The 22,251-nt window shown below is 41.7% G+C and carries 21 protein-coding genes and 1 tRNA gene; 7 read left to right on the top strand and 15 right to left on the bottom strand.

Going from position 1 to position 22,251, the window contains the following annotated elements; all coding sequences use genetic code 11:
• Window positions 1–18 precede the first annotated feature (18 nt).
• The 11 genes from BP74_RS15720 to BP74_RS15670 form a co-directional block, all read right to left on the bottom strand.
• Window positions 19–993, bottom strand: coding sequence for a glycoside hydrolase family 97 catalytic domain-containing protein (locus tag BP74_RS15720; RefSeq protein ID WP_496375357.1), 975 nt, complete (start codon window positions 991–993; stop codon window positions 19–21).
• Window positions 993–1,994 (bottom strand): glycoside hydrolase family 97 N-terminal domain-containing protein, encoded by a 1,002-nt coding sequence (locus BP74_RS15715; RefSeq protein ID WP_496375355.1) that lies wholly within the window; start codon window positions 1,992–1,994, stop codon window positions 993–995. Before BP74_RS15715 ends, BP74_RS15720 begins: the two co-directional genes overlap by 1 nt.
• A gap of 158 nt (window positions 1,995–2,152) precedes the next feature.
• A complete protein-coding gene (locus BP74_RS15710) occupies window positions 2,153–2,428 on the bottom strand; it encodes a cytochrome c (protein WP_496375354.1) in 276 nt (91 codons plus the stop codon).
• A gap of 11 nt (window positions 2,429–2,439) precedes the next feature.
• Window positions 2,440–3,564, bottom strand: a complete 1,125-nt coding sequence (locus BP74_RS15705; RefSeq protein WP_496375352.1) for a hypothetical protein — start codon at window positions 3,562–3,564, stop codon at window positions 2,440–2,442.
• A 2-nt stretch (window positions 3,565–3,566) separates the two neighbouring features.
• Window positions 3,567–3,974, bottom strand: coding sequence for a c-type cytochrome (locus BP74_RS15700; protein ID WP_496375350.1), 408 nt, complete (start codon window positions 3,972–3,974; stop codon window positions 3,567–3,569).
• Between the two features lie 223 nt (window positions 3,975–4,197).
• Window positions 4,198–4,965: a hypothetical protein gene (locus BP74_RS15695; RefSeq protein WP_496375348.1), complete on the bottom strand. Its 768-nt coding sequence runs from the start codon at window positions 4,963–4,965 to the stop codon at window positions 4,198–4,200.
• 149 nt (window positions 4,966–5,114) lie between these two features.
• Complete coding sequence (locus tag BP74_RS15690) at window positions 5,115–5,753, bottom strand: response regulator (protein WP_496375346.1); 639 nt, start codon at window positions 5,751–5,753, stop codon at window positions 5,115–5,117.
• A 48-nt stretch (window positions 5,754–5,801) separates the two neighbouring features.
• Window positions 5,802–7,529, bottom strand: coding sequence for a tetratricopeptide repeat-containing sensor histidine kinase (locus BP74_RS15685; protein WP_496375344.1), 1,728 nt, complete (start codon window positions 7,527–7,529; stop codon window positions 5,802–5,804).
• Between the two features lie 390 nt (window positions 7,530–7,919).
• Window positions 7,920–8,001, bottom strand: a tRNA-Leu gene (locus BP74_RS15680).
• 38 nt (window positions 8,002–8,039) lie between these two features.
• Window positions 8,040–8,822 (bottom strand): DMT family transporter, encoded by a 783-nt coding sequence (locus BP74_RS15675; RefSeq protein WP_496375342.1) that lies wholly within the window; start codon window positions 8,820–8,822, stop codon window positions 8,040–8,042.
• Between the two features lie 33 nt (window positions 8,823–8,855).
• Complete coding sequence (locus BP74_RS15670) at window positions 8,856–9,668, bottom strand: 2,3,4,5-tetrahydropyridine-2,6-dicarboxylate N-succinyltransferase (RefSeq protein ID WP_496375340.1); 813 nt, start codon at window positions 9,666–9,668, stop codon at window positions 8,856–8,858.
• A 66-nt stretch (window positions 9,669–9,734) separates the two neighbouring features.
• Between BP74_RS15670 and BP74_RS15665 the strand changes: the two genes are divergently transcribed.
• From BP74_RS15665 to miaA, 5 genes are all read left to right on the top strand, one after another.
• Complete coding sequence (locus BP74_RS15665) at window positions 9,735–10,871, top strand: glycosyltransferase family 4 protein (protein ID WP_496375338.1); 1,137 nt, start codon at window positions 9,735–9,737, stop codon at window positions 10,869–10,871.
• Window positions 10,871–11,446: an L-threonylcarbamoyladenylate synthase gene (locus tag BP74_RS15660; RefSeq protein WP_496375337.1), complete on the top strand. Its 576-nt coding sequence runs from the start codon at window positions 10,871–10,873 to the stop codon at window positions 11,444–11,446. Before BP74_RS15665 ends, BP74_RS15660 begins: the two co-directional genes overlap by 1 nt.
• Before the next feature lie 107 nt (window positions 11,447–11,553).
• Window positions 11,554–13,050: a CCA tRNA nucleotidyltransferase gene (locus BP74_RS15655; RefSeq protein ID WP_496375335.1), complete on the top strand. Its 1,497-nt coding sequence runs from the start codon at window positions 11,554–11,556 to the stop codon at window positions 13,048–13,050.
• A 45-nt stretch (window positions 13,051–13,095) separates the two neighbouring features.
• Window positions 13,096–13,665 (top strand): IS1096 element passenger TnpR family protein, encoded by a 570-nt coding sequence (locus BP74_RS15650; protein WP_496375333.1) that lies wholly within the window; start codon window positions 13,096–13,098, stop codon window positions 13,663–13,665.
• 67 nt (window positions 13,666–13,732) lie between these two features.
• Window positions 13,733–14,647, top strand: a complete 915-nt coding sequence (gene miaA / locus BP74_RS15645; protein WP_496375331.1) for a tRNA (adenosine(37)-N6)-dimethylallyltransferase MiaA — start codon at window positions 13,733–13,735, stop codon at window positions 14,645–14,647.
• On the opposite strand, the gene BP74_RS15640 is transcribed toward miaA, so the two are convergent.
• Window positions 14,617–16,401: an ATP-binding protein gene (locus tag BP74_RS15640; RefSeq protein WP_496375329.1), complete on the bottom strand. Its 1,785-nt coding sequence runs from the start codon at window positions 16,399–16,401 to the stop codon at window positions 14,617–14,619. The two genes, miaA and BP74_RS15640, sit on opposite strands and share 31 nt — an antisense overlap.
• A 150-nt stretch (window positions 16,402–16,551) precedes the next feature.
• Here BP74_RS15640 and BP74_RS15635 point away from each other — a divergent pair, with 150 nt between their 5' ends.
• The gene (locus BP74_RS15635) at window positions 16,552–17,424 is read left to right on the top strand and encodes a hypothetical protein (RefSeq protein ID WP_496375327.1); all 873 of its coding nucleotides are present in this window, start codon (window positions 16,552–16,554) and stop codon (window positions 17,422–17,424) included.
• On the opposite strand, the gene BP74_RS15630 is transcribed toward BP74_RS15635, so the two are convergent.
• Entirely contained in the window at window positions 17,421–18,962 is a 1,542-nt protein-coding gene (locus tag BP74_RS15630; RefSeq protein ID WP_496375325.1) for an OmpP1/FadL family transporter, read from the bottom strand. The two genes, BP74_RS15635 and BP74_RS15630, sit on opposite strands and share 4 nt — an antisense overlap.
• A gap of 96 nt (window positions 18,963–19,058) precedes the next feature.
• Window positions 19,059–19,727: a hypothetical protein gene (locus BP74_RS15625; protein ID WP_496375323.1), complete on the bottom strand. Its 669-nt coding sequence runs from the start codon at window positions 19,725–19,727 to the stop codon at window positions 19,059–19,061.
• Window positions 19,728–19,926: 199 nt separating this feature from the next.
• Between BP74_RS15625 and proS the strand changes: the two genes are divergently transcribed.
• Entirely contained in the window at window positions 19,927–21,402 is a 1,476-nt protein-coding gene (gene proS / locus BP74_RS15620; protein WP_496375321.1) for a proline--tRNA ligase, read from the top strand.
• A gap of 571 nt (window positions 21,403–21,973) precedes the next feature.
• On the opposite strand, the gene BP74_RS15615 is transcribed toward proS, so the two are convergent.
• Window positions 21,974–22,251: transposase (locus tag BP74_RS15615; RefSeq protein ID WP_496375319.1), on the bottom strand; the 278-nt coding region annotated here is incomplete at its 5' end.

Here is a 22,251-nt window from a genome sequence, read left to right as displayed (position 1 = left end):
ATAATGTTGTTGAATAATTTATTTCTTTGCAATGTGCATGACAGCCCCGCCACCGGCTGCCAGTTTTAATTCAATGTGAGCATTGGATGAAATCATTTTTATTTGTTTATCAACCCTGTTGGGATGAACGCCGGCATCCTCAGTGTCTGAAAAGGTAGTGGTTTCCCAGTTTCCATTTTCCAAAAAACTACAATCGAACTGTATAATCCGGCCTTCATGCCCCGTGATGGCACCTACATACCAGTCGTTTCCTTTCCTCCTTGCAATGACAATATATTCACCCACCTTAGCGTCCAGTACTTTTGTTTCATCCCATACCGTGGGTACTATTTTCAGAAATTCAAATCCGGGTTGCCCTTCATAGGCGGCCGGGTAATCGCATACCATGCCGAGGTAATTTTCCAAAACAACATACATAGCCAGCATATGACATCGTGTGCCTAGCTGTAAAGGCCTGGTGTATTGAACCTTAAAGAGTGAATCAGGAACTGCCCTGAACCCTCCCAGGTGATAGTCAGTAGGGCCGGCAAGCATGCGGGTAAAAATAATATTCAGATCATGATCCGGAGTGATGCGCTTTTCCCATTTATTCACTTCATAATTCAATGTGCCTTCCCGGGTAATCTCGTTTGGGTAAGTACGTGAAAGGCCGGTAGGTTTATAGGCTCCGTGGTATTGAATATGAAGTTTGTGGGCGGCCGCTTTTTGTAGTATTTCTTCCTGTATGTTCACCATCTCCTGATCGTCCCTGTCCATGAAATCAACCATCATCCCAGATAAGCCCCATTTTTCAAAAACCGCAAAGGCAGTATCGAGTTGCGGATATAAGGCTTTCCAATGTACCCAAACCCTGACACCTACACCTTTGCTTTTTGCATAATCGCAGATCTGTTTCATGTCAATTCCACTTACTGGTTTTGTAACATCTGCATGTGCTCCGGCCTGGTAACCTTCCCCGTCATTGGTGTACCATTCATGACCACAACTTTCCACTACTGTATGATATTCCAGTCCATGCGGGCGCAGAAATCTATATAGTACTGGTTATTTTCAAAATTATTGCCTGGCGCAAACGTAGTATCCGGGATTATGCTGCCGTTCCACCAGGGAAATGTTGTTTTGCCTGGCCTGATCCATGAGACATCCTTTATTTTGCAGGGAGGACTCAGGCTGGTTAATATATTTGACTCGATAAGTGCACTGATCCTATCACTGATCATTAATACCCGCCAGGGGCTTTGATGTGGTAGCCTGGCTTTTACTTTAATATCCTGCTGTCCGGGTAAGGGAGAAAGTCTGCCTCTAAGGATGCCGTTTTGCTTGCACAGGTACATGCCCGCAAAATCGAGCAAGGCAGCTTCCGTAATGGCCATATAGGTATTGGACGGAAATTCAAATAAGGCTGGCATATCCATTAAGGTGTCTTCCTTTACTTTACTCCACGGCAGGTAGCTGTATTCACCTTCATGAGAGGTAGTGTAACCCGGCAGGAACAAAGCCCTTACTTTCGGATCTCCTTCCAGTTTGAATTCGGTATGCTCATCTGTCAATGAAAAGGTTTTCCAGTTTTTTTGTTCTGGTACTTCATACCGAAATGCAAGACCATCATTAAAGGCCCTGGCTATTAAGTTTAATTTTATTCCTGCCTTCCTTTCTTCCAGTGGAATGATCACCTGCTTATAATGTGTGTTGACCAGGCTTGATTTGCCCAATGGGAGTTCATATTTTTCTGTTGCCTCACTAAAACTAACGGGAAGAATTTTCAGGTTATTTTGAAAACTTCCTTTTTCCAGGAATGACCAACCTAATGCTGAATTTTTTATAAGATTCTTTCCTTTATAGACCACACTATATACTGGTTGATGATCTTTTATTTGAAATATATATTCTATACTGGCGTCTGGTGATTGTAAACGGATGGTTTTTTGAGCGAAACTGGGGGCACTGATGCAAATAATGATTCCAGCTAAAGCAAGCATTAAAAGTTTCATCATAATAAATATAAGACCAATAAATGACCCCTGTTAACTTCCTGTAGGATGTGTAAAATAAAAACCACCGGGAGCATCTAAGATCAAATAGTAAGCTTATATATTAAATGCATTTGATTGTAATGATTTATCAATCGAAATCACCACATTGATCACTGATATTAATTACCCGTTGATTTCAGGTATTCAATTATTTTCTTTTCTTCGGCGTCAGTAACGTTGGCCCTTACTTTCATATGCTTGCCAACAATATCCCAGTTGACTGCACTGAATTCACCCGGGCCGGGTGCATTGTGACAACGACCACAATTCTCACCCCATAATTGAGTGCCTGTTTTATCAGTTACCTGTTGGGAAACTGCGCAACTATACAATGAAGACAGGGCAGTGACCAATACTAGCATTATAGTTATTGAGAGTAGTATATACTTTTTCATTGCATTGGTTTTTAAAATCCAAAAACAACTTGTGCTATAAACAGGTTAGGTTCGTCTTTCTCAGTCTGGTAGGTAAGTTTCAACAAACTGTTCCAGTGCAACCAGTAATCCAGAGAAACAGCAAATTGGTGTGTATCGCTACCGCCCCATGGAGCATCAACGGGTCGTTTAAATTCAGAGTACCTGGCTGCCAGCTCCAGGTTGTGAATGAAAGTATTGTGTACATGCGATGGACGCAGCGTAGCTGTGGCATAGAAAGCTGAAGGCGAATTGGAAAAGCTATAAAGACTGCTGTCAGCCTTATAATAGCTTACCTGGCCAGTCTTCTGGTGCTTCCATTCTCCAATCAGTCTCAAGTCGCTTTGTAGTGGCGTAAGATGCGAATAATAATTCAGGTCTACAGCCTGCATATCCAGGCTGACTTTCTCAAAAGGACAACCTATATCTCCTGTTTTATTCTTATGCTGGAATGAAAAACCCAGCTCCAGGCTTGAATTGGAAAGTGGAAGAATTGCCAGCCTGCCCCCAATGGCTTTACCGTTGTTATTGCCAATGTAACCTTCATAATCAAACTGTCCCGCATTTTCCGGATCAGTCAAAAGGATAGGGCCATTTGAAATATAGAGGTCATAACTGATTTTGGAACCGCCAACACCAAATCCACCTAATGCGCCAACACCCACTTCATTCATGGCACCAATGCCGCCATCACCAAAACCAACCGGGTCGGTGGGGAAACGGTTGATAAAGCCTTCGCCCATGCGTCCCCGGTAGGCTCCAAACTTAGGTAGAAACCTCCCTGCATGGAGGGTAAGGTACGGGTTTACGAAATAGCACATATTGGCGTATTCAAGACCTATATCAAGTTCGCCTCCTCCGGTTTCAAACTCAGGTTCCGCTTCCACAAAAAGATTTTCCGATATTTTCCAGAGAAAGATGGGCTTGAAATTCAGGTCACCAAACTGCTTGTTGTTTTTATTGGAGGAATAGGTCATTTCTGCATTCCCAAAAACAGCGAAGTTATTTTGGCCTGAACTGGAAGGAGGGGCAACCTGCTCGTTATTTTCGGTTGCAATTTGTGCCTGTAATAATTGAATGATTAACAAACACAGGAAAGACAGGTATAGCTTTTTCATGGCTAACTCTTTTTTTCTTTGGCTAATGTGCGTATGTAATTGACTACCTGCCACCGCTGGGCTGTCGTTAATGTTGTTTTATAAGTGGGCATTGGCCTGTTGCCTGCTGTAATGATCCAGAACAGTGCACCATCTTTTTGTTTTTGAACGAAGTCGGATGTATGATCGGCTGGTGGTTTGGCAAGACCGGGTGCAGCAATACCATCACCTTTGCCTTTATTGCCATGGCAGGTTACGCAAAACCTGGTATATATCTTTTTACCTTCCGGGATAGAGGAAACATCTCCTTTCAAAGGGTTAGTTATAGTGTCAGCATAAGCAGGAGTAGGGAATTTGCGCTGCTGGGAATAAGTAGTATTGATTGTAAGGACTGATACCAGCAGGAGTATGAAATTTTTATACAGTGACATATAAAAATATTTCGGTTAGCTACCCGTAAGGTATTCCAATTTAAAACTCCATACAATGATTAAAATCATTAGAATTCTATATTCTGGAATGATAGCTGTACAGTAAACCCTGCCACAATTCACTTAAGTATCAATGTTATATTGATAAGAAGATGAAGGTATTTTATAGTGTAGAGATATATTGGTTTCAGTAACAAAAAGTTGCCGGCAGAAGAAACAGTTCTTATCCTTGTTTGAATCTGTTTATGAAATGGAACCAGAACTGATGCCAGGATGGCGAACCAAAACTATTAATAACAATCGCCTGCGCAGCGATATATACCAATAGTCCAATCCAGGTAATTTTATGAATATGCTTTAATGTAATCCAGTCATAAATAAATAATGGTAGCAAGAGTAAGTCCAGGGCAGCATACTGCATGAATGCAGATTGCAAAAATGGAATCCGGTCAATAGCTGCTTGTATTAACACTAGTGTGGCTAAAAAAATAAGTCTTTTGTGTGCTTCCGCATTTTTCCTTGCCAGTAAGCCCCAGGTAAAAAAGATCGCAAACACTTGCATAATGTATAACTGGACCAGTAAAATATCGAATAGAAAACTGTCTATAGGAGTGGGATTACCAATTAAAGCCCGTGCGGATACTACCCCCATAGAAATCCAAATTAAAATGCCAAGCGCAACCGAATAGAGGCCCAATTTCTTATGGTATATAAAATTACCTCTTACGGCGAGAATAGCCTGTAATAAGTACACTACCAACCAAGCTAACATTAATGCTCCGTGAACATGTGCGAGCCAGTGAATTTTGAATTGTCCAGCATTCATCGCCATATAACTTGGCACAAAGCCCAAAAAAGCAATCACAGGGAAAATTATTGCCATCACGGCAAAGAAATAATATTTCCTTCCTGAGGTTTTGGTTGTCTGTTTATTGCTGGTTAAATGTTTTATAAAAGAGGGTGCAGGCACCTTGGTTATATTTTCACTCATAAATCCACCGATAAAGCAATGATTAGTTTATTACTTAAAGGTAGCAGTACCCCCAAGCCCTGGCAATCACCTAAACAGGTGATTTATAAAGAAGAAGTTTGAAGTTGAAATACCGGTTAGAAAGGCAAGGAGCTGTGGTACCTGATACACTAAATCAATTTATGGTTGATTGCTTTTACCACTGCTTCACTTTTTGAATGTACATGTAGTTTTTCGTATATATGCTTTATGTGTGTACTGACAGTATCTATTGAAATAAAACACATCGATGCTATGGCTTTATAAGATTTTCCTTTAACCAGCAAACCTAAAATTTCTTTCTCTCGCTCAGACAACTGAATAAACTCGCTTTTTGTTTCTTTATTTTGCAACCTGAGTAAGTCTAAGACCTTTCCGGCAATAGAAGGTGTCATAGGAAAACCTCCTGCATGTATCTCTGTTATAGCTTCAATAATTTTTTGAGGACTTGTTTTTTTAAGAATATAACCTGAAGCCCCTGCACATATAGCAGCAAATATTTTGTCACTTTCTTCAAAAACTGTTTGCATTAAAATCCGGACATGCGGTAAATGCTTTTTTACTAATTGAGCGGCTTCTATACCCGAAACACCAGGCATATTGATATCCATCAGTACAACATCAGGATTAGACAGTTGCATATTTCCAATCAGCCTGTTGGCATCAGCAAATGCTCCTGTACAAATCATTCCTGCTGTATCATTGATCAACTGCTGGAGACTGTGACGGAGTACATTGTTGTCTTCAAATATGGCAACCTTCAATTCCATGGCAACTGTAAAGTAATAGCATTTTTAAGTTACTAAAAGTTCATCTGTTCAGGTGATTTTGAATGATAGTTTCACCTGGGTGCCACTATTAATTTTGGAAGAAAGGGTATAAACAGCATTTAATTCTATCGCCCGTTTTTTTAGTGTATTCATGCCATTGCTATGAAAAACTTCTATGGTGTTAAAGCCCTTTCCATCATCTTCTATTATCATTTCAAGAAAGTTGTGCTTTTTATGAATTTGAATCATAACCTTTTTAGCATTTGCGTGTTTTGCAATATTATTGATGACTTCTTTAAAAAAAAGATATAAATTCTTTCGCTGAACCATAGTAAGCCTTATATTTTTAACTGCATCATCATTCTGAATAATCGTTTCAACATTCCTGGCATCTAATATTTCAAATGCAAATTGATTCATGCGCTGCAGAACATTGGCGAAAGCGTCATTCCCAGGATTTACAGCCCACACTATATCATTCATATTTTCCTGGATGGTTACAGTACTTTCCCCGATAGAATTTAATAGAGGGATTGCCCCGGGGGCCTTTGACTTGGCAAGTTCATTCAAAATACTGATGCTGCTTAAGGTTGATCCTATATCGTCATGAAGATCATTTGCGATACTGTTTCGCATGTTTTGAAGTTGTTTTGACCTTCTTAATCTAAATAAAACATATCCTGTAATCAACACAATAGCACAGAGGGCTATTACAAAATACAAGGTAAACTGATTCTTTAATCTTAATTGCGCATCTTCTATCGCTTTTTGTTTTTCCTGTTCTTTATAAGCTATATTCTGAATAGCAATGGTCTTATCCCTGTTAAATAAACTATCTTTTATGCCCGAAGCTATTCTCAGATATTTCAGCGTACTATCAGGCTCATTTAAACTACCATATATTTCAGTCAATTGTTCCGCAGCTCTTAATAGCCCATTAGGATAGGAGAAAGTGGTTTTCAGCGCTACTATATTTTTAGCATAATGAATAACGGAATCATTGTTGTGTAGAATATAATAAATATTGGCAATGCTATTGTAAATGTCAATAAGGTCGGTAGTGTTTTCTTTTATTGTGCAGATAGGAATTCCCATTCTGAGATAGTATAATGCTGAATCATACTTTTTGACTGAGGCATATGCATTTCCTAAAACAGGGTAAATGACAGTATACCAATTTTGATACTGCCATTTTTTTATTTGGTCATAGCATTTATTGGCATAGATCAGGGCGGAATCAGGGTGACCGGTTCTTTCAAATATTTTTGAAAGGTCGCTATACACAAAAGCGGCACTATCGGGGAAATATTTCTGAACTACTGCTAAAATATTTCTGTCGAATTGCAGGCTGGTTTTATAGTCACCCAGGTAAAAATAACATTGGGCCAATTGTGCATTAGCCCAAATGATCTGGAGCGGTTGTCTGCTTTTTTTAGCAAGTGTGAGTGTTTTATAGCCATAGTCAATGGCTAATGGGTAATTACCTAAAGTTGTATAGGAAGAGCTTAAAATAAATCCCGAGTTCATTAATCCGGGTAGATATTGAAGTTTGGTTGAAAGGATTAGTGCTTTATGAGCGTAAGCTAGTGCTGTCTCAGGATTATTATAAAGATTAGTGGTGCCAATCGCTGTTAGAAGGTTTATTTTATTGGAATCCTCTTTTTGGCCTTGTAATAATTGGTGTAAAGAATCCAGGTATTTGCTTTGAGAGAAGGCAAATTGTGAACAAAAGAAAAGAATGGCTGCAAATAATTTGCGTCTTCCTGGAATGCCCATTTTTAAATGTAGTTAAAAAAACAGGTATTGTAAGTTGACGTATAAGACCAGGCTTTTTACTTGAGACTGGATTATTTCATGATCCAGGAATATCTGGTCTTACCCAAAGACCCCGGCCTCCTTCGTCGGCCGCAGGGCTTTTTATTTGTTTCTGCCTGCAGGCAAGTTAGACTACCCCAATAAAACATTTTCTGATAGGAATGGATTATTACATGATCTATGAATATGTGGTCTTACCCAAGGCCTTCGCTCCACTCCGTGTCGCTGGGCTTTTCTGTTTGTCCGTGGTTTGAAAGCATGCAGTAAATTGTATTAAACTATGTATTGTCTATGCATGCTTTCTCCACTCCCAAACAAAAAAGCCCCTCTGCTTTCGCAGAGAAGGCCTTGTGCCCGGGACTGGATTCGAACCAGCACACCTCGCGGCGCCGCCACCTGAAGACGGTGCGTCTACCAATTTCGCCACCCGGGCGGGGGAGTGCAAATATAGCTTTCCTCACTAATCCAACATCAAACAACCTCCACTTTTTTCGTTTTTACAACCAATAATAAGACACCTGTCAATACCAGCAAGGTACCTATTACCAGCGCCAGCACGATCCCATACCACCATAGCCCCATGCCAGATTGAAACACATCGTATTGCCCCCTTACCAGGTAATGAACAAACACACCAGCCGTTGAAGCCAAAAGGGCATAGGATGTAAATTTATTGGCCCCGACCCTTGGGATCATTTTACCACTACCCGCTATATAAATTGAATAGGTAATGGAACATAGAAAAACCAATATCGTTCCCAGGAAGAAATGAGGATTGGAGGTGTCAACATGGAGTTCCCCATAATAGGCTATTCCAATGCCCATATAGGTCAGTAAAAGTGCGACGCCTTCATTACGCCTGATCGGTTCCTTGAAAACAAAAGCGTTGATCAGCACAGCAAAGGAAGGATACAGAAATAATATCAGTCTCTCCAATCCCGCTGATATATACTGCAGTCCTATAAAATCAAAAAGGCTGCTCAGGTAATAACCAAATAAACCCAGGCCTATTGTATACATCCATTCTTTTCGGGACAATTGAACGTTTTCAGGGTTTTTTGTAATAAGGATGGCAGCTAAAAGGTAAAAAGGCAGGGAAAATACCATGCGTAGTGTAAGCAATGTCAATGCATCCACTTTTACATCTGCAAATGCCAGCTTAACTATGATGGCTTTGGTTGAAAAAAGTACTGCTCCAAAGAAGGCTACCAATACTCCTATAAATCCTGCGGGCAGATTTTCATTTTTATCCATATACAAAAAACCCCGCTGATGCGGGGCTTATCATTAAACAGCTACATTAAAATCTCTTAACGCATCGTTTAAGCTTGTTTTCAGATCAGTGCTTTCTTTTCTTTTGCCAATGATCAGCGCACAACTCACATTGTATTCTCCAGCGGGGAATTTTTTATTATAACTGCCTGGTATCACCACGCTGCGTGCGGGGACCACACCCTTTGTTTCCACAGGTTCACTTCCGCTCACATCAATGATCTTTGTAGATTGAGTCAATACTACATTGGCCCCCAACACGGCTTCCTTTTCCACACGTACACCTTCCACAACAATACACCTGCTGCCAATGAAACAGCCATCTTCAATAATAACAGGAGAAGCCTGTAAAGGCTCCAGCACACCACCAATACCTACGCCACCACTCAGGTGCACACCTTTACCTATTTGTGCACAGCTGCCTACGGTAGCCCATGTATCTACCATTGTTCCTTCATCCACATAAGCACCAATATTTACATAGGAAGGCATCAACACCACGTTCCTGGCTACATAGGCTCCATAACGGGCCACGGCATGGGGTACAGCCCTTACGCCCAGGTCCTTGTAATTCTTTTTCAGCAGCATCTTATCATAAAATTCAAATGGCTCCATACTCCAGGTCTGCATAGGCTGGATGCCAAAATATAAGAGGATGGCCTGCTTCACCCATTCATTCACCTTCCAGCCATTTTCAGTGGGTTCCGCCACGCGTAACCTTCCTTTGTCCACTTCTTCTATCACCGCCCTGATGTCATCCTGTATGGCCTGGTAAGTCAGCATTTCACGCTTTTGCCATGCTTGTTCAATAGACTCTCTTAACTTCATCGAAATTTTTTTGCAAACTTAACTGAACTGGAGTAATTGCACATTACAACCTTCTAATAAACAGGAATGAAAATTGGCTTTGACGGAAAGAGAGCTTTCCACAATACCACAGGGCTGGGAAATTATAGCCGTACCCTCATCAGGGGACTGGCAACCTGGTATCCTGAACATGAGTATTACCTGTTCAATCCTAAACCTTCACGCAAATTTTCCAAACCTGTATTCCCCCAGGTTCATGAAGTATTGCCTGCAGGATTTATCAATAAAACCTTTTCTTCTGCCTGGCGCAGCTATTGGATAAAGAAAGATCTCAGGCAATTAGGCATTCAATTATACCATGGCCTAAGCCACGAGATACCACATGGTATTCAAAATACCAACATACCCTCTGTCGTCACCATTCATGACCTGATCTTTGAAAGATACCCGGAACAATTTGGAAAGATCAATGTGCAGATATACAGGCATAAGTTTCAATATGCCTGCCGCAATGCCAACCACATTATTGCCATCAGTCAACAGACCAAAAATGATATCATGGACTGGTATGGCATAAGCGCGGACAAGATTGATGTATGTTACCAAAGTTGCGATCCTGTTTTTGCCGAGGTCATCGCCGAATCAGATAAACAACGTACCAGGAAGCGGTATAACCTGCCGCAGCAGTTTTTCCTGTATGTGGGTTCCATTATTGAACGAAAAAATTTGTTGGGCATTTGCCAGGCATTGTACATCAATGGAAATAGTTGTCTGCCATTGGTAGTAATAGGAGATGGAGGTGCTTATAAGCAAAAAGTAAAAGAATATATCAGGGAAAAAGGATTGTCACCTCAGGTTATTTTTCTTTCAGAAACACAGCCTATAGGTAAAGACACCAGAGAACTGGCTACTATTTACCAGTTGTCAACAGCCCTGGTCTATCCTTCCTGTTTTGAAGGTTTTGGCATACCGGTATTGGAAGCCATGTGGTCAGGAGTTCCCGTGATCACCTCTTCGGTTTCCTGCCTTCCTGAAACAGGGGGCGAAGCAGCCTTGTATGTTGATCCTTCCAGCCCCGAATCCATTGCTGGTGCCATGAAACGCATCCAGGATAATGAAGATTTGAGTAGGGAAATGATCATCCTTGGCCACCGCCAGGCAGAAAAATTTACACTGGAAAAATGCACCGATGAATTGATGCAGGTGTATAAAAAATTAATGTAATGGCTAATGCATTTGAAAAAGATATCGAGGAAAGCCTTCGCATAATGAAAGAAGGTGGTGTGATCCTTTATCCAACAGATACGATCTGGGGATTGGGCTGTGATGCCACAAATTCAGAAGCAGTAAAAAGGATCTATAATATAAAAAAGCGGGATGATTCCAAAAGTATGATCATACTGGTTGCAGATGAAAGGGAAATAATGCAGCACGTGGCTGCACCGGATCCACAGGTATTTGAATTCATTGAACAACAGACCAGGCCAACGACCATCATTTTTGATCATGCCATAGGCCTGCCGGATAACCTGGTGGCAGAAGATGGATCTATAGCTATAAGACTTGTAAGGGATGAATTTTGCAGGCATTTAATAAAGCGTTTACGCCATCCCGTTGTTTCCACATCTGCCAATATAAGCGGTCAGAATTCTCCAAAAACCTTTGACGACATATCAATTGATATAAAAAATGCAGTTGATTATATTGTTGATTGGAGGCAGAAGGATATCAAACCTACCCAACCTTCCCGCATTATCAAATGGATGGGAAATGGGGAATTTAATGTGATACGGGAATGAGGGAAAAATAAGATTTGGATCTGTGATATTGAGGGTAGTAATTAGCACCTGGTTTATTAAATAGTTTTATATACTAAACGATCAATATTTCTTATCAAACTTTCAACTTGTCAACTTTCAATTTCCAACCTTGCATCTGGTCTATTGTTCCACAAATTACCCATTACAATATCTTTGCGTCGATGGATATTCAATGCAGTGATAAAGAACTGGAGATATTAAAAAAAGTGGCCCAGGCAGCAGCTACCCTGAACTATCCCTGTTATTTGATTGGTGGTTTTGTAAGAGACAAGATCCTTGACCGCCCAACCAAGGATGCAGATTTCGTCTGCGCCGGTGATGGGTTGGAACTGGCCAGGGAAGCGGCCTCCCTTTTTAAACCGCATCCAAAAGTTTCCTACTTCAAAAATTTTGGAACCGCCCAATTCAAAATGCCAGATGGATTTGACCTGGAGTTTGTTGGTGCACGGCGGGAGAGTTACCGTTCCCATTCACGTAAGCCAGATGTGGAAGCAGGCACCCTGGAAGAGGACCAGAACCGAAGAGATTTTACTATCAATGCTTTAGCCATAAGCCTGAACCAGGACAATTTTGGTACATTGATCGATCCATTTCATGGGTTGGAAGATATGAAACAAGGGCTCATACGTACCCCCCTGGATCCTTCCCAAACATTTAGTGATGACCCATTGCGAATGATGCGGGCCATCCGCTTTGCTACCCAACTGCATTTTCGCATATACCCCGAAACATTCCATGCCATTAAGAAAAATGCGGATCGTATCAGCATTGTTTCGCAGGAAAGGATCACAGATGAACTGAATAAGATCATCATGACGCCAAAGCCTTCCATAGGATTTAAATTATTGATGGATAGCGGTCTCCTGTCAATCATTTTTCCGCAAATGGTGGAATTGGCTGGAGCTGAATTTATTGAAGGTAAGGGCCATAAGGATAATTTTTACCATACACTACAGGTGCTGGATAATGTGGCTGAGAAATCTGACAACCTCTGGTTGCGTTGGGCTGCTATCCTGCATGATATCGCCAAGCCTGCCACCAAGCGATTTGAAGATGGTTTTGGATGGACATTCCACGGTCATGAGGTAGTGGGTGGCAGAATGGTGCCTAAGATATTTAATAAACTGAAGCTCCCCCTGGGAGAGCCCATGAAATATGTCAAAAAGCTGGTGGAGCTTCATCTGCGCCCTATCTCTCTGACAAAGGAAAACATTACTGATTCAGCTGTTCGCCGCTTGCTCTTCGACGCAGGTGAAGAAATAGAAGACCTGATGATCCTCTGTAACAGTGACATCACTTCCAAGAATAAGTTCAAAGTGAAAAGATTCATTGAGAATTTTGAAATGGTGCGCAAGCGTTGTAAAGAGGTGGAAGAAAAAGATCATATACGCAACTGGCAACCACCCATAACCGGTGAGATCATCATGGAAACATTCGGAATTTCCCCTTCAAAACCCGTGGGTATCATTAAGGATGCCATCAAAGATGCTATACTGGACGGCGAAATTCCCAATGAATACGAAAAGGCTTACCAATTCATGTTGCAGAAGGGCGCTGAGTGTGGTTTAGTTCCGGTTAAATAAGCTGTTTTGGCTATATTTGGGGTTTATTGAATGTGAAAACACACTATGGCTATACTGAAATTCAGAGTATATTTTGAAGAAGACGACAGCGTATACCGGGATATTGCTATCAGGCATAAACAGAGTTTTTTAAACCTGCACGAATCTATTCTAAAAGCTTTTGAATTCGATTCCAAACACCAGGCAACTTTCTACCGCAGCAATGATCAGTGGCAGCGGGGCAGGGAGATCACCCTGGAACCTTATGATAAGCAATACAGGGCTACTCCTTTATTAATGAAAGAGACTACCATTGGTTCGGAAATAAAGGATACCAACCAGCGGTTTATCTATACTTATGATTTTACCAAAGGATGGACCTTCCTCATTGAATTGATCAATGTATCAAAGGAAGAGAACCCAAAGCTTACGTATCCTGCCATGGTGCGCAAAGAAGGTATTGCACCTAGCCAATATGGAACTAAAAGTCTTTTGGGCGAACGCTTTGCTGATGTGGAAGAAAAGTATGACCTGACCCAGGGTGCAGAAGGATTCGGCGAAGAAGGAGAGGAGGGCACTGATGACCAGGAAGCAGGCGCAGAAGATACAGGCACAGATACAGGCGATGAATTTTAAAGCACGCAAAAAAAGATATACAATTCATAATAACTCTGTCAGTGGCAGGGTTATTCTTTTATAGACCATGGCAACAAAGAAGAAAAAGCTCATTGTTATTGCAGGTCCGACAGCTGTAGGTAAGACTGCCGTTGCCATAGCAGTCGCGCGCCATTTGCAAACAGAGATCATTTCGGCTGACAGCCGCCAGTGCTACCGTGAATTGAATATTGGTGTGGCCCGTCCTACAGAAGAGGAACTTTTGGCAGTAAAGCACCACTTCATCGCATCCCACTCCATTCATGAAAAAGTAAACGCTGTAACTTTTGAGCAATATGCGCTTACCGCCCTTGAGGATATTTACCGTGATCATGATGTTGCAGTGGTAGTGGGTGGCACAGGGCTCTATATGAAGGCTTTGCTGGAAGGAATGGATGAGATACCTGAAGTACCGGATATCCTTCATAGGGAATTAATTCATGAATACAATCAAAATGGCCTAGTGTGGTTGCAGGAACAGGTTAGGTTATTGGATTCTGCTTTCTACGAAAAGGGTGAGATACAAAACCCCCACCGCTTATTGCGTGCACTGGAGGTATGGAAGGCAACGGGCAGGTCACTCATGGATTTTCGTAAAGGTGAACAAACTCCCCGCAACTTCGAAGCCATTAAGATCGGCCTGCAATTACCCAGGGCTGACCTGCATCACAATATTAATACCAGGGTGGATGCTATGATGCAACATGGCTTACTGGAAGAAGTGCGGTTGCTTATTCCCTGGCAGCAGCTCAATGCGCTTCAAACAGTTGGATACAGGGAACTTTTTGATCATTTTAATGGTGAAATTTCTTTGCCCGGCGCTATAGAAAGGATAAAGATATCCACCAGGCAATATGCCAAGCGACAACTTACCTGGTTCAAAAAAGATAATGACTTTCATTGGTGTTTGCCCAATGCTGAAAATGTGATGGCCTACCTGGAAGAAATGGAAGGTTCCTGGTAGCTTAACTGACTTTCAGTGTCTTCGCCCGTGTGTGTCCTTTGGTTTTGCGGAACGATAATAAAGAAACAGGCTCCATTATTTTCTGCAGCTTCGGCAAAGATCAATCCATTATGATTCTCTATTACTTTCTTACAAAGTGCCAGTCCAATGCCTGATCCGGGGTAAGCCTGCCGGTCATTCAGCCTTTTAAATAACCCAAATATCTGTTCAGAATATTCCGGGCTAAAACCAATACCATTATCCCGGAATTTTATCTCGTAATACGTAGTTTCAGATGGCAGGGAATATTCTCTTTTTTTTATTTCATCAAGTTCTTTGCAAGTGATCATTATATGAGGTGAAATCCCATCCCGGGCAAACTTGAAAGAATTGTTGACAAGGTTGTAAAACAATTGTGTCATCTGGAGGGGAATGGCTTCAATTACGGGAAGTGTATCTGATTCAATGCTTCCTCCTGTCTGGCTGATGGTCAGGTCAAAATCAGATCGCACACCATCGAGTATCTTATTCAGGTCTGTTTCTTCATACAGGTCATCTTTGCGCATACTTGAAAAACTCAGGATATCCCTGATCAAAACAGACATACGCTCGGCAGACCGCATGATCTTGTCCAGTTGTACCTTGCCTTTTGTATCAAGGTTTTCAGATTGGGTTTCCTGAAGGTAACTGCCAAAGGCCCTGATCTTGCGCAAGGGCTCCTGTAGGTCATGACTGGCAACATAAGCATATTGTTCCAGTTCTTTGTTCGAGCGCTCCAGTTGGGTAATGTTGTCTTTTAGTTCCTCTTCGTATTTTTTGAGCTGTGAGATATCCTGGAAAGACGCAGTCAGGCCATCACCCATTTTTACCAGAGATACCAGGAACCATCGTTGCGTGTTGCCATCTTCAAAATAGGCTTCAAATACCGAAGATTGTCCTGATTCCACCACGTCCACGTATTTTTCAAATAGGTCTATATCTTTCACCGAGGTACGCAATGCTTTAATATTGTTTCCCATCACCTTATTGGCATTAATACCTATCAGTGTTTCAATTGCCTTATTGGCAAATGCCAGTTTGAAATCACTGATCACACCTTCTCTTCTTACAGCTTTATAATTCACTATGCCATTTTGAGAGGTATTCAGCACAGATTCCAGGAAGCCTTCCAGCCATAATCTTTTCTGAGAAAGAAATAATGTAGAAATAAATGTAGATATGATAATGGTAACAGCCAGCAGGGCAAAGACAACACTAACTATATTATTTGCCCGCATCGAATCCTTCAATTTTGCATTCCTCATTGTCAGCAAATCATTCTCATGGGCTATACCCCTGTTAATGATCTCGTGAATGGCAAATAAATAATTCAGGCGCCAGGCTTCCCCTGATTGAATGATCTCCGCTATGTTCTTCTGCAATAAGGTGTATATCTGCCCGCTTATCATAGTGGATAAGGAATCTACCAACCTGGTTTGCTCCTTGTTATCCTTAACCAGGTTTTTTAATTGTGACAACTCACCGTTGATCTGCAAGCCTTCATTTTTATATAGCTTATAAAAATTATTCTCAGGAATAGAGTCATAAGTGGGGGAGTAGATCTCTGCGCTTTTAAAATGGTTTGAAAGCCTTTCAAATAAGGTTATCACATTCCGTGTATGATTGACCGCATTGTTATATTCCTTCATATTATCAAAACTCATGCGGTTCAGAACGATCACCACTATCAGTAGTATAAAAGAGATACCAAAAGCATAAAAGGTTTTCTTACTCATTTCCTGACACTTCTTTAGATCTTAAACCATGAGGATAAATACACGGAAAATTTATTATCATTTCTATTCCTGCCTATTCATAATAAATAAAATTATGTAAAGAACCGTTGTAAGTTTCAAGTCAATGCAGTTTCTTTATCTTTTTATTCTATGAAACAACTAATCCTCACTGCTTGTCTTTACTTCTTTACACTGGGCTGCTTTGCACAGGATTCAACATCTGCCAGCAAAATGCAGGCCGGCATCCAATGGAATACAACGCCTTACCTGTCTGTCAATGGAACCGATACAGTTTACAGCAATTCCCTTGCGATAGCTCCATTCCTGCATTATTATTATAAAGGGTTTGGATTGAAGTATGCTCCCTATTTTATCACCAGTGGCAGAAAGCCGGGGATTTACATGCAAACTGTTACAACAGGATACGAGCAATATGAAAAAGAAACTATTAACCTTGACCTGTCCTATACCCATTTTTTCTTTTCCGGCAATGCTGCGATCCCTTATACGCCATTAAATAATGAACTCTATGGATTTATAAGCTTTAAAAAACCATGGCTCGCACCTTTATTAAGCATGGACCTTGGTTTTGGTAAGGATAAATCCGGCCAGCAACAGGCAGGTCTTAACGCTGCTGCAGGTGTCAGCCATAGCTTTACCCATAATGGCACACATTTGTTTTCGTCTATTGAAATAGATCCTTCCCTGCTGGTAAATGGATCATCCAATGATTTCTATTCTTTTCTAACTTCTTCTAAATACATCACCCATAATAAAAATTATGGAAACTATATAAAGAGTAATGGCCGTGCAAGACGCCAAACGGGTGGTGGTTCTTCAGGTACGCTCACAACTTCTCAGGGAGGCAGCCCGTTTGTACTGACTAATATGGAGTTGAATATCTATTCAGATCTTACAGCTCACCATTTTGAGCTTATACCTGTTGCCAGCCTGTATTTCCCTTTAGAAAAAACCTTACCGTTTTCGGGATATTGGGAATTAAAACTGGCCTATGATTTTTAAAATTTGAAACCTACCGTGCCAACTATATTGTTGGCAGTATTCTTTAAATTGGCTGCATAATAAGGAGCGCTTTCCAGCCTGTAGGCATAGTTCACATCCTTGTTTATAGCATAGATATAAGTAAGGTCAATAAAAAATCCTTTATTGCGGTAGCCAAGGCCACCACTTAGGTTCATCTTGCTTCCTTTCTCTCCTTTGATGTCCTTGTAGGGATTACTATAATAAGATGCTCCCAGCCTGGCCATGATGGTAGTGAATTTTAATTCTCCACCCAGCCTGAAATTAAAGGCACCCTTATAGGCCTTGTCAATAGCTGTATTTAATGACTTCAGGTAATTCTTTGTGCTTTCATCACTGTTATTATCAGCGTCCGGTTGAAAGTTAGAGGCTTTATAATTCACATATTCCACATCGGCGGTAATAAAACCTCTTTGCTTCGTTACATCCTGTATCTCCCGGATCACATACGATACACTACCAATGACACGGTAGGGTGTAACCAACAGGTATTTGAATTCTGAAGGCTGGTCATTCATATAGCTTTTCGAATTATCCTTCCAGGCACTGTCTGCCGGCACATCATCATTCACAACCACTGAGGCTTCGTAATTGTCTGTCAGGGAATAAAAGGTTGGGGTATGAACAGCAAGTCCTAATCTCCAGGCCTCTGCAGGTTTGTATATTACACCTGCTTTAAGATTAACACCTACCCCTGATGTATGTAGCTTGTCAGTGAAAATGCCATAATCAAAATGGTTATTGGGATTGGTCGTTGCATCTGCTTCCACAAACTCAGATTCTTTCTTGTAATTCAAAATAGGTACGCCAATGCTTCCGCCGATCATGATCTTGTCCTTAAGGTTGACTGCCATTCCAAAAGCGAATTCATAGATGCCTCCCCGGTTCTTAATGGTTTGTTGCTGCAATAGTCCCGTGGCAACAGGGGCGCTGGTTTCAAAACGATCTATCTGGCCTGCACTGTTCTTCACTGCATCCACCCAATAGGTATTGTAGGCAAGGCTGGCACCCAAAGGAAATTCAGTTTCTGCCCTTGAATCTTTAATGCCGCTGTTGTTTAATTCTTCGGCAAATTTTTGAGCAAAGGAACTCTGGGTATTTTTCCCCTTGTATAATATATCACTATTAAAATCAGCTGTATGGTTAAAGGCTATGCTAAAGGAAGTATTCCTAACATTACCCCTTCCGTCACCGCTACCCATTACAAATCCCGTGGTTCCTAAAGAAAACCTTTGGGTTTTATCCTGGTCCGTAGTGCCCAGGTAAGTACCCTTTGTTTTCCCTGATTGATAAATGGGAGTAAAAATAAAATCTCCTGTCTTAAAAAAAGCCAGTCCGGCAGGATTTACATAATTAGCTGTGATATCCCCTCCCAGTGATCCCATGGCGCCACCAACGGCCTGTGTACGGGCACTTCCACCGGGTGTATACCAGGAAAAGCGAAGTGCGTCTGCGGGTTCCTGTGCCATAACACTTGCGCAGGCAATACAAGCAGATATAAGGAGTAATGTTTTCTTCATAACAAAGCGTTTAATTGTGTTGGTTCCTGCCAGGACAAAGGATTATAACCAGGCCACCACGTAGGGTACCTTCACGAAAAGTTCGTGGAATTCATTTTAATTTCTTCCCCTCGTAGCATTACCCCTACTGCTGCCAGAAGAGGAACTGCCCGATGAAGAGGAGTTGCTGGATGAAGGTGCACTGGAGCTTTTTGAATTACCTGAGCTGCTACCCGAGTTGCTGAATACTTCCCTAAGAAAATTTCCGGCATTCGATCCGCTGTTTCTGTAGTTATTATTGTTGCTGGCAGGTGCAGAATAAGTACGGGGAACACTGGAAGAGAATCCTTTTGGATTATTCGGAAGCACCGTATTATCAAAAACGTGCAGGTTGAAGGTTCTGGGTTTGTTGTAAACAGGGGCTTTTGGATTATACATGACCACTGTATTGCAATTACTGTATGGATTATACAATACATTCCAGTAACCGACAGTATTCCAGGAATTGTAATACAAATAAGGATTGGAAGGATAATAACCATAGTAATAATTATCATCCAGTGTAGACCATCTGCGGTCACGAACTTTCATGCGCAGGTAACGGTCGTCACGGTAGTCATCTTCAGTGCGATACTGGCGGTCATCCTGCTTTTCAACGCGTACATATTCATCTTGCTGGCGAGCAGGAGAAAAATAAACATCATCCGGGGTTTGTCCTGTCTTGTATGCTGAAGTGCAACTGGCGAAAACAAAAACAAGGGAAAGAAAAGGTATATATGATTTCATGGCAGATGATTTAGAGGTTAATATTACTTTTGCCATCTCACAGTAAATTTCTACAATTTGCTGTTAATTAAAAGATAATTGTATTACTGATTTTTCTGGTCTGTTATTTCCGCTTCAAAGTTCTGAAATGTTTTCCAGCTTACCATCAGTGTTACAGAATAAACAAGATAGAAAAGAGAGATAAATTATAAACAAAAGTATGAGCAAAGAGATCACTTCAAGGGAACAGGATTACTCGCAATGGTATAATGACCTCGTAATAAAAGGAAGCCTGGCAGACTATTCTGCTGTAAGGGGCTGCATGGTGATCAAGCCTTATGGCTTTGCCCTATGGGAAAACATGAGGGATGCACTGGATAAAATGTTTAAGGATACAGGACATGTCAATGCCTATTTCCCCCTTTTCATACCTAAAAGCTTCCTGAGCAAGGAAGCTGCCCATGTAGAAGGATTTGCCAAGGAATGTGCTGTGGTGACTCACTACCGTTTGATGAATGATCCTAATGGTGGTGGCATTGTAGTAGACCCTGATGCCAAACTGGAAGAAGAACTGATCGTTCGTCCCACCAGTGAGACCATTATCTGGAATACTTACAAAGACTGGATACAATCATACCGCGATCTGCCTATACTGGTCAACCAGTGGGCTAATGTGGTGCGCTGGGAAATGCGTACAAGGCTATTCCTGCGTACTGCAGAATTTCTCTGGCAGGAAGGGCATACTGCCCATGCTACGCCCGAAGAAGCGGTTGCAGAAACCAGGCAGATGCTGGAAGTATATGCCACCTTCGCCGAAGAATTTATGGCCCTGCCAGTGATCCGCGGCGTTAAGACGGAAAGCGAACGTTTTGCCGGTGCGGTGGATACTTATTGCATCGAAGCGCTCATGCAGGATGGTAAGGCACTGCAGGCAGGCACCTCTCACTTCCTGGGGCAAAACTTCGCCAAAGCATTCGACGTAAAATTCCTGAGTAAGGAAAACCAGTTGGAATATGTCTGGGCTACCAGTTGGGGTGTCAGCACCCGTTTGATCGGTGCCCTTGTAATGGCGCACAGTGATGATGATGGGCTGGTGCTGCCTCCTAAGATCGCACCACTGCAGGTTGTCATAGTACCTATTTACAAAGGTGATGAGCAAAAAGCACAGATAGGTGCTAAGGCAGCTGAAATCATGAAAGAGTTGAAGGCGCTGGGCATCAGGGTGAAATATGATGATAATGACAATGCACGTCCCGGATGGAAGTTTGCCGAGCATGAGCTGAAAGGTGTTCCGGTTCGTTTGGCGCTGGGTGCCCGCGACCTGGCCAATAACCTGGTGGAAGTGGCCAGGAGAGATACGAAAGCAAAAGAATCCATATCACTGGATGGAGTTGTGGAGCATATTGAAAAGTTGCTTGTCGATATACAACAAAGCATGTACAATAAAGCAGCCGCTTACAGGGAAGAACATATAACGAAGGTGGATAGCTGGGAGGAATTTGAAAAAGTATTGGATGAAAAAGGTGGTTTTGTATCCGCTCATTGGGATGGCACTGCCGAAACTGAAGATGCCATCAAGGAAAAGACAAAGGCCACCATCCGGTGCATTCCTTTGAATAATCCACAGGAAGATGGGAAGTGTATTCTTACAGGCAAACCTTCAAAGGAGCGGGTACTGTTTGCAAGGGCTTATTGAGTTTCGAGATTAAGTCGGAGTCAGGAGTCTGTAATCGGGAGTCTGGAAGTACAAATCCTGTCTGTTGAAAAGTTTTTTCTTCAGCCATTTTTACTTCATTACAATACATTTTTCTTATTTAAAAGATCTTATCCCCCGGTCATGACGAAGCTTTCCTCAATGACTTGGGGATAATTGTTTTGATGTATCCTCAGATCGATATATCTCTGGTAGCCAGTATTGCATCATATATTTTGGGATGTAACCATTCTTTCTTGCATTTAGACTTTAATTAATTAAATCTTCCCTATGCTTGTTGGTTAAATAAATTGGATCTTAATAACCCTATTAACCAAAGGCAGGGACAAATCGCTCCAAATTCTGACTACCTGCTAATATGTGCCGCCTTTGAGCCGTGTATGAGCCGCCTTTGAACCGCCTTTGAGCCGCCCCTTTAAAGGGGCGGTACAAAGGCGGCAAATAAGCGTACTACAGGCAATTGAAAGCCGGGATGCTAATAGCTATGAAGGAGAGTGTTAACTTATCTGTGTAAGCTGGTTTTCTATCCAGTTTAGATAACTGTGCAAAGGGTTTATACTTCAACATCACATCTTTCCTGACCGAATATATCAATAAAGTTTACCAGCATGGTGGCCCAGTCATCCTGGGGCTGGCTCCATTTTTTGGCTATTTGCATCAGTGCCAGGTACACTACCTTTTCTACTGCCTGATCGTTGGGCAGGCTGCATTTTGTCTTTGTGTACTTTCTTATGATCCTATTGATGTTCTCAATAATATTGGTGGTGTATATTATTTTTCTGATGCACCCTGGAAACTCATAAAAAGTGCTTAGACTTTGCCAGTTAGCCC

This window comes from Flavisolibacter ginsengiterrae DSM 18136 (assembly GCF_059568575.1).
Note: the sequence above shows the minus strand (reverse complement) of the source record. Positions and strands in the feature narration are given on the sequence as shown.